Source organism: Paenibacillus sp. H1-7 (assembly GCF_022354825.1).
Lineage (GTDB): Bacteria > Bacillota > Bacilli > Paenibacillales > NBRC-103111 > Paenibacillus_S.
Genome location: NZ_CP031168.1, coordinates 1,637,268 through 1,649,438 on the forward strand (window position 1 = coordinate 1,637,268; position 12,171 = coordinate 1,649,438).

Annotated in this window: 9 protein-coding genes; 8 read left to right on the forward strand and 1 reads right to left on the reverse strand. The window is 54.2% G+C overall.

Going from position 1 to position 12,171, the window contains the following annotated elements:
- Positions 1 to 19: 19 nt before the first annotated feature.
- On the reverse strand, positions 20 to 1,993 hold the full coding sequence (locus DVH26_RS07380) for a beta-galactosidase trimerization domain-containing protein (protein ID WP_239632768.1): 1,974 nt from the start codon (positions 1,991 to 1,993) through the stop codon (positions 20 to 22).
- Positions 1,994 to 2,203: 210 nt separating this feature from the next.
- On the opposite strand from DVH26_RS07380, the gene DVH26_RS07385 reads away from it, so the two are divergent.
- The 8 genes from DVH26_RS07385 (at position 2,204) to DVH26_RS07420 (ending at position 12,168) form a co-directional block, all read left to right on the forward strand.
- A complete protein-coding gene (locus tag DVH26_RS07385) occupies positions 2,204 to 3,076 on the forward strand; it encodes a helix-turn-helix transcriptional regulator (RefSeq protein ID WP_239632770.1) in 873 nt (290 codons plus the stop codon).
- A 151-nt stretch (positions 3,077 to 3,227) separates the two neighbouring features.
- Positions 3,228 to 3,941, forward strand: a complete 714-nt coding sequence (locus DVH26_RS07390) for a FadR/GntR family transcriptional regulator (protein ID WP_239632773.1) — start codon at positions 3,228 to 3,230, stop codon at positions 3,939 to 3,941.
- A 277-nt stretch (positions 3,942 to 4,218) separates the two neighbouring features.
- Positions 4,219 to 5,802, forward strand: coding sequence for an ankyrin repeat domain-containing protein (locus DVH26_RS07395; RefSeq protein WP_239632775.1), 1,584 nt, complete (start codon positions 4,219 to 4,221; stop codon positions 5,800 to 5,802).
- Between the two features lie 411 nt (positions 5,803 to 6,213).
- Positions 6,214 to 6,957, forward strand: a complete 744-nt coding sequence (locus tag DVH26_RS07400) for a (Fe-S)-binding protein (RefSeq protein ID WP_239632777.1) — start codon at positions 6,214 to 6,216, stop codon at positions 6,955 to 6,957.
- Positions 6,941 to 8,443 (forward strand): LutB/LldF family L-lactate oxidation iron-sulfur protein, encoded by a 1,503-nt coding sequence (locus DVH26_RS07405; protein WP_239632779.1) that lies wholly within the window; start codon positions 6,941 to 6,943, stop codon positions 8,441 to 8,443. Before DVH26_RS07400 ends, DVH26_RS07405 begins: the two co-directional genes overlap by 17 nt.
- Positions 8,433 to 9,203 carry a LutC/YkgG family protein gene (locus tag DVH26_RS07410; protein ID WP_239632781.1) on the forward strand — a complete coding sequence of 257 codons (771 nt, stop codon included), beginning with the start codon at positions 8,433 to 8,435 and terminating at the stop codon, positions 9,201 to 9,203. Before DVH26_RS07405 ends, DVH26_RS07410 begins: the two co-directional genes overlap by 11 nt.
- A gap of 1,408 nt (positions 9,204 to 10,611) precedes the next feature.
- On the forward strand, positions 10,612 to 11,370 hold the full coding sequence (locus DVH26_RS07415; protein ID WP_239632784.1) for an IclR family transcriptional regulator: 759 nt from the start codon (positions 10,612 to 10,614) through the stop codon (positions 11,368 to 11,370).
- A gap of 24 nt (positions 11,371 to 11,394) precedes the next feature.
- The gene (locus DVH26_RS07420) at positions 11,395 to 12,168 is read left to right on the forward strand and encodes an SDR family NAD(P)-dependent oxidoreductase (RefSeq protein WP_239632786.1); all 774 of its coding nucleotides are present in this window, start codon (positions 11,395 to 11,397) and stop codon (positions 12,166 to 12,168) included.
- Positions 12,169 to 12,171 lie beyond the last annotated feature (3 nt).

Sequence of the window (12,171 nt, forward strand, 5' to 3'; positions counted from 1 at the left end):
AACGCTTTTTTTACATCGTTCAAAAAGTTTCCAGCACAACCATCTGGTGGCATTCCAGCTTCGGTACCGTATAAGATACGCTGCCGTTAACCGCGTCAATCGGAAGCTCTTCCATTTGCGGCGCCAAATACGCACGCTTAACCGGCTTGTCGAGCTTCAGTGTCACACGGACATCATACAGGGGAACGATATCCTCGATCACCTCTACGCCGGAGCCCCGTTTGACCGGAGTAGCGTAAAGAAGATGGTTGACGTAACGCTGCTCGGATGGCTGCTCCATCAAGGTGACGATGCCCTGAGCCGGTAAAGTGGTGCTGAGCGTCTTGTCGGTAAGCAGCCGGTTCAAGGCGAACAATACGCTTTCCTTCAAGGCCAGGCTGCCTTTCCCGGCATAATCGGCAAACACGTTCCAGGCAAAATAAATACCGTTGCGGCTTTCCACCATGCCCGGCCCGTTATCCTGCTGTGCGCTAGGCGTATGCTGGTGCGAGCAGAAGGTGAACACATCGCGGTTAAAGTACGGATTCTCACGGTGCCCGAGGGACGTACCGTCCGTCAACTGAACCTGTTGGCCGTCGGAGTAAAAGACGAAGGCAGCGTTTTGCAAACTTGCCAGCTCGAAATGAGGGCGGAAAAAGCTCGGCTTGTAAGGATTCTCGCCTTCCCAGGCAACGCCAAGGTCGATCGCGAAGCCGTCTCCCGCCTCGTTCAAGCCGGAACGCCCGGTAGCGAGCACCTTGCCGCCTTGGGCGAAATAATCGTTCAGCTTGGCCGCAAGCTGCGGATTCACAACGACTTGGTCAGGCAAAATGACGACTTTGTATTTCGTCCAATCGTTCTCCGTATCCACGACGTCGAACAGGATTTTGCCTTCCAGCAGCATCCGAACAGCACCTGCGTCCGAGGTGCCGGAACGATCCTCGCGCTTCTCTTCTTTTTGGGAAGCGACGGCTTCCACCGAAAGCAAAGCGACGTCGGCTATGCTTCTTACATCCCTGCACCACGCCTCTTTCTCGGCGACCTCGCGGTAAGCGGCACCGATCAGCTCATAGGTGGCGGGATCCATCAAGCCTTCCGGATGGAGCTGATCGCCAATGGAGCAGCGGGCGCCGTTAGCGATGCTAAGCGACGTTTCGTACCTCAACGCATTCGGGTGCTTGTAGCCGCCGAATTCGCCCCAGGTCGTATGGAATTTGCCGGTCATGCCGAGATAATTCATGCCAAGCCCTTGCGCATAGCGTGCGGACAGCGGGAAGTGATCGTATCCCCAGCCTCCGGTCGGCAATGATTCCAGCTCCAGGTGCGAGTTCATGCCCGCCAAATCCCGGCGTCCGCGGCGAATGTGGCCGCCGTTATGGAATACCGGCAGTCCCGGCTTGATCGCGTCGATCGCTTCGCGGACTCTCGATGCATAGTTGGCATAGGTTCTCTCGCCCAGGGCAATAACGGCTTCCTTGTTGCGGGGGTCCTGGCCTGCGTCTCTAAGCGTCTGAACGCAAGTATGGCAGTAGCACTGGCGAACGCCGACAATATCCAGGAAAATGCCGTCGGCATCATAATTGCGTACGACTTCCTCGATTTGCCGGATGAGAATATCCAGATAAGGCGTATTCAAGCAGAACTGATGGTAGCCCGGCTTCATGAACCCGTCGACCCAGTTCGTATTGTCGTTAATATCGCGGATGAGCCATTCCGGATGGCGGCGGGTCAGCTTCTCGTCCAATCCGGCGGATATGTACACCGGCGTCTTGACGTCGATTTCGTGAGCGGCTTCGATCATCGCGCCGAGCAGGTCGAATTCAAGCTCAGGATGAATTTCATTCGCTTCCGTAGGGTGATACGCCCAGCCGTGGTGGCATTTGGAGAAGATGGTGATGGAATCTACACTGCCTTTTTTCAGCATGTCTTGGAATTGCTGCTTGGAAAATTGTCTTCCGATATGCGGAATGGCTTCTGAAGTATGAAAATCGAGATGGACCTGGCGAAAACGCATAAAAATAGACACGCTCCTTTGAATGCTTGTTGATTTCAGATCACTTAAAAAAGCGGTTACATTATACACTATAGAACGGAATGGAAGCTTGGCATAGGTAAGAGGCCGACCATTTATAGCACAATATCGACCAAATTCGATTGTATTTTGCCAGTCCGTCCACTACACTGGAGTAGCATCGTTTGGTTTGCAGGGAGAAAGGAGTGCCCAATGGATATTTTACAGCTATCGATTCCGCCGCTGCCGCAATTTTTAACGGCCGGACACTCCGTATGGAGGAGCGGGATGCAGCATTTTGAGCGGTGCTTCGAGGTGTACGATCTCGTTCTGGTTTGCAGCGGCGCTCTCTATATGACCGAGGATGAGACTCCCTATGAGGTGGAAGCTGGCGAGGTCCTGCTGCTGGAGCCAGGCAAAACGCACTACGGACACCGGTCTTGCACCGGGGACACGGAGCTGTATTGGCTTCATTTCAGGCACAGCCGCCCGGTGGCGCGCATGGCGGAGAAGCACATTCCTTGGTCGACGCTTGTCCGCAGAGGAACCGATTTGGATCTTGCGCCGGCGGAGCAGTATTTATTTTTGCCCAAGTACGGCAAGGTGGACATGAAGCCGCTTATTCCGACCTTGCAGGATATGCTGCAGCTGCGCGACAGCTTGACGCTGGAGCATGCGGTCGATTTGCAGGTCGCCATGGGACGTTTACTGTCTCAGCTGCAGTCGGGAGTGAAAGAGTATAGACGCTCCACCCGTTCTTATACCGTCGCAGAGCAAGTAAAGGATTATTTGCAGGAACGGTACATGGAGCCGTTTCGAGCGGAACGGATGGCGGAGGAGCTGCATTTTCATTTCGACTATGCCGCCCGCTGCTTGAAGAAGCATACGGGATTAACCCCGCTGCAGTATCATCATACGCTTCGCATGGACAGGGCCAAACGGCTGCTCATTCACAGCACGATTCCGATTCCCGAGGTCGCCGCGGAGGTAGGGTTCAGCGATTATAACTACTTCATCCGGCTGTTCCGCAAAACGGTAGGGATGACGCCCGGACTGTTCCGGCAAACGTCGAAAGGATACGTGTAATCCCCCTCGTACTCACACTGTGATGAGCATGAAACGAAATGAGAAAATAACAGGTAACAATTGGCTTTCCGCCTTGCAAGCGGGTATAATAAGCGTGAGCTGATGGGCGGTTAGGGTTAGTAATCATGTTGATGCACAGGGGGCGGACGACTTGGAAATTCAGAAAATATCGTCGCGTAAAATATATGAAGTCATTGCGGATCAAATTAAAGAGCAAATAGTGAGCGGCGCACTGCAGCCGGGTCAAAAGCTGCCTTCGGCAAAGGAGCTGTCCGAACGGTTTCAGGTCGGCAGATCTACCGTCAGAGAAGCGCTTAGCGCTTTGAAGGCTATGGGACTGGTGGAAATCCATCAAGGCGAAGGAAGCTATGTCCGTAGTATCGAGTCGCAGGATGTGGATCTTCCCGTATTCGATTCGCTGTTAATGAGCCGCGAGACGGTCGTGGAGCTGATTGAAGCGCGGAAGGCGCTCGAAATTTCCAATGCGGCACTGGCAGCGGAAAAGCGCACAGACGAGGATATGGCGAAATTTGAAGCGGTTTTGCGCAATATGGAAGATTTCCTGGGCAATGAAGAGGAGGGGGAGCGTTCCGATATGTTGTTCCACCTTACCTTGGCGCAGGCAACTCACAATTCCATCATGGAGCGGATGATCGATTCGATCTCGACGCAAATGCAAACCGCGATCCGCGAAACGAGACGGATTCAAATGTATTCAAGCAAAACGGTTTCCAGCCAGCTGCTGAAGGAGCATAAAGCGATTTATGAAGCGGTGCGCGACCGCGATCCGGCCCAGGCAGAGGAAGCGATGCGCAGACATCTGTTCCATGTCGAGCAGGTGCTGTTGAAGTTTTTGAAAAAGTGATGCGCAGTTTTATTTTTACGAGATACGCTATTCAATAACCAGGGAGCAGACCGCCGCGGCAGCTGCTCCCTTTATCGTCTGTGCTGATCCGAGCGACAGAAAGGATAGCTTATTCCCTTCACGAATAGTATAAAGACAGCTTTCTAGCCATTCGCAGAAGCCCCTACAGGTGATTTGAAGTTAGTGACCTTGTTAGCTATTGATGTACTTCTCGTTGATACCGTTTAACACCATACTCGAAAAGATGTAGGATACATAGAATCCGAAAGGGGAGCGGATGACGTTGTTAAGACCTGGAGAATTGAAGGACGATGATGTTTGGGACATGCTCAGTGCAAGCCGGGACGGGGATTTGGAACGAGTGAAGAGACTCGCTTCGCATCGGCCCGAATTGAACCACTGCGAATACAACTACACTCCGCCAATCCACTTCGCGGTTCGTGAAGGCCATCTGGACATTGTCCGTTACTTGCTGGAACAAGGAGCTGATCCTGCCTATCGTACTTATCCGTTTCAAGACTCGCTTCTTACAATGGCACAGGATCGCGGATATCATGAGATTGCAAATATTTTATTAAACACCCTGTCTAAGCGGTTTCCTGTCATGGAAGGCCTTTCCGAATTTTTGGAGGCCGCTCGAAAAGGCGATGCCGATAGGATTCGATTTGATTTGTCACGCAATCCCCAACTGGCTTTTGTCAGCAACGAAACCGGCGAAACGGCTCTTCATCAGGCTGTAAGGGGTGGTCATCCGGAGATCATGAAGGTCCTGCTCGATGCCGGTGCAGCCCCGGATGCGATGCGTTCCGACGGTATACGCCCCATTAACTGTGTTGTGGACCGAGGCAGCAAGCCAGCGCCGCTAGCAGGCGTTCTTGCCGGTATGCTGCTAGCAAGAGGGGCAGAATACAACATCTATCTTGCTGCAGCGCTTGGTGATGACCACTATGTACGAGAGGCGCTTCGGCGCGACCCGAATTCGGCTAATTTTGAGGACTCTTCACATCGACGGCCCATTTCGGCTGCTGCACGGCGTAATGACTTCGAGATGGTTAAGCTGCTGCTCGAGCACGGTGCGAACCCGAGCTTGCCGGAAGAGGGCGCACCTCTCGGACAGGCTCTTTGGAACGCGGTGTATCAGCGGCAGCATGAAATGGTGAAGCTGCTGCTTGAATATGATGCGAACCCGAATACTGCGCCGGAATCGAGCGGCAGCGTGTTGTTCCAGGCGCGTAAAGATCCCGAGCTAGCACGCCTTCTTCTTGAATATGGCGCAGTAGATACAACCAGCGATTTGGATCACTTCCATACCTTAGTGGAAGATAACAAGCTGGAAGAGGTTGAACAGATAATTGCAGCGAACCCAGAGCTGCTGCGGCAAGCAAGCGCTTTTTGGGGAGAGGGCATACTATGTGGACCGGCGCGCGATGGCAAACGAGAGATGCTCGCGCTGTTAATCCGTTATGGCGCACGTGTTCCTGACGTTACGAAGTGGGGACGGTACTATTATTTCAAGCACTACGAAATCGCTGCCTTTCTTCTGCACCATGGCATGAATCCGAATCACATGAATTGGCAGCATGTTACTCTTCTGCACGATATGGCGCAGGAGGGGGATGTGGAGAAGGCGAGCTTGCTCCTTGATTATGGTGCTGCTATGAATTCCGTCGACGAGGAGTATCGTTCTACTCCGCTTGGTTTCGCAGCCCGCTGGGGACACAAGGAGATGGTTGCAATGCTCCTCGAGCGCGGCGCCGATCCGAATAAGTCGGGCGCACCGTGGTCGACACCTCTTGCCTGGGCGCAGCTTAAAGGGGATAGTCATATTGAAGCCGAATTGCGGCGGGCCGGGGCTAGATGAGGCAGGAATGATTGATGGATGCGAATAGTCACTTGGGGCCAAGCAGAGCAAAAGAGGGGGATTCCGCTTGACTGCTGGCCGATGTCATTGGCAGCAACGATACTCCATTTATATTCGCTTTCATACTACAAAAGGCAGCCCCACACAGCTGCTTTAGATTTGTGTATAAAGCATCGGCTTTTTCTAAATTTTTGCTCAATGGAGCCGTAGGGCGGATGTGTCCCGGCAAGGACTTCACCCGGATTATTGCTGATCTCCGCCAAGATCATCACTTCCTCTCAAGGCTGCTGCTAAAGGATGGAAACATGCACTGGATTTGCTGCCATTCGACAAATAATCCTTTTCAAAAATCAACTTATCTGATAACCTGATAACATAACTATTACTTTATGAATAAAGGAAGGGAACCCTATGCGAGTCTCTTTATTTATTACTTGTTTGGCCGACCAGCTTTATCCCGAGGTGGGGGAAAGCGTTGTCAGATTGCTGCACCGGTACGGCTGTGAGGTAGATTTTCCGGATGCGCAAGTATGCTGTGGGCAGCCTGCCTTCAACAGCGGCTATCAGGATGAGGCAAGGGAAGTGGCACGCGGCTTGATCCGTGCTTTTGAACATAGCGATTATGTCGTTTCGCCGTCCGGCTCCTGTACAGGGATGGTTCACCACTATTATCCTCAATTGTTCGAGAGCGAACCCGAATGGAAGCGCAAGGCGGAAGAGCTGATCGCTAAAACGTACGAGTTTTCGCAATTTCTTGTGAATGTTCTCGGCGTAACGGATTTGGGAGCGGTATTTAACGAAAAGGTTACTTATCACGCATCTTGCCATGCGACGCGGTTTCTCGGCGTGAAGGATGAGCCGAACAAGCTGCTGACGGGAGTCAAGGGGCTGGAGTACATCGATCTTCCGAAAAAAGAAGATTGCTGCGGCTTCGGCGGTACGTTTGCGGTCAAAATGGCGGATATGTCCGAAGCAATGGTATGCGAGAAGGCAGGCCACGTATGCTCAACCGGAGCCAGCGTGCTCGTCGGTTCTGATATGGGCTGCTTGATGAATATCGGCGGCCGTCTGAACAAAGAGAACAAGCCGGTTCGCGTAATGCATTTGGCGCAGCTGCTGGAGGAAGGAGTGAAGAACGGTGAATCAGGTCGATGAGAAGCAATTGATCGGTACGGGGCTGAAGAAAAGAACGGAAGAAGCGCTGGCCGACGAATTTCTGCGCAAAGCGGTCGCTTTTACGACGGATAAGCTGAAAACCGCCAAGCTGAAGGCGATGGACGACTTCGGCCAATGGGAAGAATGGCGCGAGCGCGGCAAGCAGATCCGCAAGCATGTCGTTGATAATCTGGATTATTATTTGACCCAGTTTACCGATAATGTGTCCAAAGCGGGCGGGCACGTCTATTTTTGCCGTACGGCGGACGAAGCCGTCAAAGTCTTTATGGATTTGGCGGAGCAGCGCAAGGCGAAGCTTGTGGCCAAAGGGAAATCGATGGTGTCCGAGGAAATCCATCTGAATCATCATTTGGAGGAACGCGGCATCGAAGCGATCGAGACCGATTTGGGAGAATATATTCTTCAATTGGCGAAAGAAACGCCGTCTCACTTGATCATTCCAGCGATTCATAAAAACAAGCAGCAGATCGCCGAGCTGTTCAACAACGAATCCGGCGAGCAATTTCCGCCGGAAACGAAAATACTGGCCGGCTATGCCAAACAGCGGCTGCGCAATTATTTCCTGGAGGCGGACATCGGCCTGACCGGATGTAACTTCGGCGTTGCGGAGTCCGGTGCGATCACGCTGGTATCTAATGAAGGAAACGGCCGTATGGTGAGCACGATTCCAAAATCTCACGTTGTCATCATGGGGATGGAACGGCTGGTGCCTACGTACGACGACCTGGAGGTCGTACTGAACCTGCTGGCGCGCAGCGCGACCGGTCAGAAGCTGACGACGTACACGTCGATGATTACGGGACCGCGCCGCGAGGGCGAGCTCGACGGACCGGAGGAGCTCCATCTGATCGTCCTGGACAACGGACGCTCGGCGCAGCTCGGCGATCCGGTGTTCCAGGAGGTGCTGCACTGCATCCGATGTGCAGCCTGTTTGAACGCATGCCCCGTGTACCGTCACGTCGGCGGACACACCTACGGCAGCGTATACAGCGGCCCCATCGGGGCCGTATTGACGCCGCTGCTGCAGCAGGACATGAAGGAAGCGGGCCAGCTGGCCTACGCTTCCAGCCTGTGCGGGGCATGCTATGAGGCATGCCCGGTGAAGATTCCGCTGCACGATATGCTTGTGCAGCTGCGCGCCCGCAAGGTCAAGATGGGCTTGACCCCGCTGGCCGAGCGCGTTGCCTTCAAGTCGTTCCAGACGGCGTTCGGGAGCGTGACGTTGTACAAAATGGCGACGAAATCCGCCTATTATATGCAGAAGCCTTTTATCAGCAAAGGCTTCATCAAGAAAGGGCCGGGACCGATGTCCGGCTGGACGCAGTCGCGCTTCTTCCCGATGAAGCCGAAGCAGTCGTTCCGCGACCGCTGGGAAGCGCTGCAGCAGGAGCTGAAATCGGCGCCGGTCATCGCCAAAGCGCCGGATGCGCCGGTGAATAAGGGAGGTAAGCCGCATGAGCATTAATCCAGGACAAATTCACGGCCGCGACGCGTTCATCGCCAACATTTCGTCCCGGCTGGGACGCCAAGCGCCTTCAAGCACCCCTCCGGAGCGGCCGTTCCGCGGCGCACCGGATTTCTATAAACAAATCGAGCGAACCACCGACGAGAAAATCGAGCTGTTCATCCAGAACTGGACCGCCTTAACGGGAAAGGTTCTGGTAGTGGAGGAAGCCGAGGCCAAGGAGAGCATCGGGGCCTGGCTTAAGGAAGTAGCCGCGGAGCTGGGCGTGACGCATGTATCGCGCTGGGAGCACGACGGCCTGATCGGCCTCGGCCTTGACGAGGTGTTGGCTGAAGCGGGCGTCGAAGTCGTGCCGTGGAAAGCGACCGACGCTGCAGACGGAGAGACTGCGGCCGACGCCAGCTCCAACTGGGCCAAACGCAGCGAGCTGCTGAAGCGCACGGAGCGCTGCCAGCTCGGCATCATTTGGCCGGACTACGCCGTCGCCAACACGAGCACGCTTATGCTGCAATGCTCGCCGCAGCGCGGACGCTCGGTCAGCCTGCTGACCGATATCCTGTTCGCGGTGTTCCGCGCGGATCAGCTGGTGACGCGGATGGGCGAAGGCTTCAGCAGCATCACGCAAGGCAAGTCGGACGGAAGCCATTATGCGTCGTCCTTGAATTTGATCACGGGTCCTAGCCGAAGCGCGGACATCGAGAACGATCTTACGATCGGTATTCACGGACCGGGCAAGGTATATGCCGTGATTATTAAGTAATATCAAAGCAGAGCCGCTCCAGTGGATGGGAGCATGCTCTGCTTTTCGCTTTATTCGGGGGCGGTATAGCGGCCCGCAAGAAATTGGCTAAGGCTTGCAGTAGGCGTATCGTTTCGTTTCGTTGAGGCTGTTCTCTTGTTAGGCTGTAACGCGGAAAAACCGCTTTACAGCGGCGGTCGCACGCCTCGAGCCCAGCTGTAAGACGGAAAAACCGTGTTACAGAGTCTCGGAGAAGCAGCATCGTGCCTGAGCCACCGCTGTAACGCGGAAAATCCGCTTTACAGTGACGGTCGAGCGCCTCAAGCCCGACTGTAACACGGAAAAACCGCGTTACAGAAAAGAAGCAGCGTCGTGCCTGAGCCATCGCTGTAACGCAGAAAAACCGCTTTACAGTGGCGGTCGAGCGCCCCAAACCCGACTGTAACACGGAAAAACCGCGTTACATAGTCTCGGAGAAGCAGCATCGTGCCTGAGCCTTAGCTGTAATGCGGAAAAACCGCTTTACAGCGGCGGTCGCACGCCTCAAGCCCAGCTGCAAGACGGAAAAACCGCGTTACAGAAGCCCGGCATAGCAGCATCGTGCCTCAGCCTTAGCTGTAATCCGGAAAATCCGCTCTACAGCGGCAGTCGCACGCCTCAAGCCCGACTGTAACAAGGAAAAACCGCGTTACAGAGTCTCGGAGAAGCAGTATCGTGCCTGAGACACAGCTGTAACGCGGAAAATCCGCTTTACAGTAGCCATCGCACGCCCCAAGCCCAGCTGTAAGATGCAAAAGCCGCGTTACAGAAGCCCGGCATAGCATAATCGTGCCTGAGCCACAGCTGTAACGCGGAAAAACCGCTTTATAGCGGCGGTCGCACGCCCCAAGCCCAGCTGTAAGACGGAAAAACAGTGTTACAGAAGCCCGGCATAGCAGAATTGTGCCTCAGCCTTAGCTGTAACGCGGAAAATCCGCTCTACAGCGGCAGTCGCACGCCTCAAGCCCGACTGTAACAAGGAAAAACCGCGTTACAGAGTCTCGGAGAAGCAGCATCGTGCCTGAGCCACAGCTGTAACGCGGAAAATCCGGTCTACAGCGGCACGACTCCGCACATCAGCTCCACCCATAACCCGCCGCGATACAGCCCCGCCTTCAGCCAGCTCTAACGCCACAAACCTGCGCCACATCAGGCTTCCCGCGCGCTCCACCGCATCGCCGTGATCCGGCTTAAAATTCCGTTGACATATACGTTGACGCGTTGTACGATGAAGTTGTCAAATATACAAAACTGTGGTTTTGTATACTAAACCGCAACGACAATACATTCGATAATTTACTGCAGAGGTCGTTGCAGATCGTACTATTTCATAGAGGCAATGCTAGACTAGCACCGCTAGTTTTGGTTTTTGGACCCGCCAGGAGGACGCATGGACAAGAAATATTGGGTACCCGCCTTAGAGAAGGCGGACGTTATTCTTCAAGCGATTTCCGGGCAGCCTTCCAAGCTGAAGCTGATGGATTTGTCGAAGCTGTCGGGTATTAACAAGAGCTCCATGTTTTCGCTGCTGAATACGCTCGAAGCGCTGGAATGGGTCGTCCGCGAAGCGGAAGGCACGTACTCGCTCGGCTCGAAGCTCGGCTTTCTCGGAAACGTATACTTTAAGCAGTTCAGCTTGATCGACCGGTTCCGCAAGGAAGCATCGATTACGAAGCATACGATTCAAGAGACGATTCAGCTGGCGAGACTCGAGCAAAGCGATGTGCTCTATTTGGCCAAGGAGGAGATGCCTTCTCCGGTAAGACTGGCCTCCGAGCCCGGGATGAAGCTTCCTGCTCACGCAACGGCGCTTGGCAAGGTAATGCTCGCGGCGCTTGATTCTGACAAGGTGAAAGCCATGTATCCCGACGAGCAGCTTCACAACGGATTGACCCAGCATACAATCAAATCGAGAGACGAGCTGCTAGGGCAGCTGACTCAAATTCGTGCGGAGGGCTTCGCCTGCGATTTGCAGGAAGCGGTGATGGGCTTTTGCTGCGTAGCCGCTCCTGTGCTGGACGCCCAGGGGAACACCGTGGCGGCAATCAGCTGCTCGATGTTCCAGCATGAATGGGAGCAAAAGCGAAGTCAGGCGCAGAAGGAAATTTGCGCTTTGGCCGCGAGGCTGTCCCAAGGCACTTGTAATTAAACATTTTAGAAGGGTGTGTAGGCAATGAGATTGCAAGATAAGGTGACATTGATTACCGGTTCCGGTTCGGGTATCGGCAAAAGCTCCGCTTTGTTGTTCGCGAAAGAAGGAGCGACGGTTATCGTCAATGATTTGCTTGAGGAGAAAGGCCAGGAAACGGTGGAGGAAATCAAGCAAGCCGGCGGTAACGCTATGTTCCTTCAAGCGGATGTAACGAATCCGGATTCCGTAAAAGCCATGGTCGATCAAGCGATCGCCGCTTACGGCCGCATCGACGTACTGTTCAATAACGCAGGAGTCAGCGGCGTAGGCGCCATCCACGAAGTGGAGCCCGACGCTTGGGACCGCGTTATCAACATCAACATCCGCGGCGTGTTCCTGCCTTGTAAATATGTGCTTCCTCACATGATGGAGCGCCGCAACGGTTCGATTATCAACATGTCCTCCTGCATCGCCGAAATCGGTCTCGCACGCCGCGCATCGTATTCCGCTACGAAAGGCGCCGTCCTTTCTTTGACCAAATCGATGCAAGTCGACTACGCTCCTTACCAAATCCGCGTGAACGCATTGCTTCCGGGCACAATTTTGACGCCGTTCGTAGAGGATTACTTGAAAAAATCGTACACGAACCAGGAAGAAGCCTACGCTTCGCTGAAAACGCGCCAGCTGAGCGGCGACCTCGGCAGACCGGAGGACGTTGCGAAAGCGGCATTGTTCCTGGCATCCGACGATTCGAAGTTTATGATGGGCTCCCCGCTCTATATCGATGGCGGCGTTGTATTCGGCAAGAACGCCTAATAT

Bases quoted from the DNA above. Each gene is read 5' to 3' on its own strand.
- DVH26_RS07395 (WP_239632775.1), top strand. From the start codon at position 4,219: ATGACGTTGTTAAGACCTGGAGAATTGAAGGACGATGATGTTTGGGAC.
- DVH26_RS07400 (WP_239632777.1), top strand. From the start codon at position 6,214: ATGCGAGTCTCTTTATTTATTACTTGTTTGGCCGACCAGCTTTATCCC.
- DVH26_RS07410 (WP_239632781.1), top strand. From the start codon at position 8,433: ATGAGCATTAATCCAGGACAAATTCACGGCCGCGACGCGTTCATCGCC.
- DVH26_RS07420 (WP_239632786.1), top strand. From the start codon at position 11,395: ATGAGATTGCAAGATAAGGTGACATTGATTACCGGTTCCGGTTCGGGT.
- DVH26_RS07380 (WP_239632768.1), bottom strand. From the start codon at position 1,993: ATGCGTTTTCGCCAGGTCCATCTCGATTTTCATACTTCAGAAGCCATT.
- DVH26_RS07415 (WP_239632784.1), top strand. From the start codon at position 10,612: ATGGACAAGAAATATTGGGTACCCGCCTTAGAGAAGGCGGACGTTATT.
- DVH26_RS07385 (WP_239632770.1), top strand. From the start codon at position 2,204: ATGGATATTTTACAGCTATCGATTCCGCCGCTGCCGCAATTTTTAACG.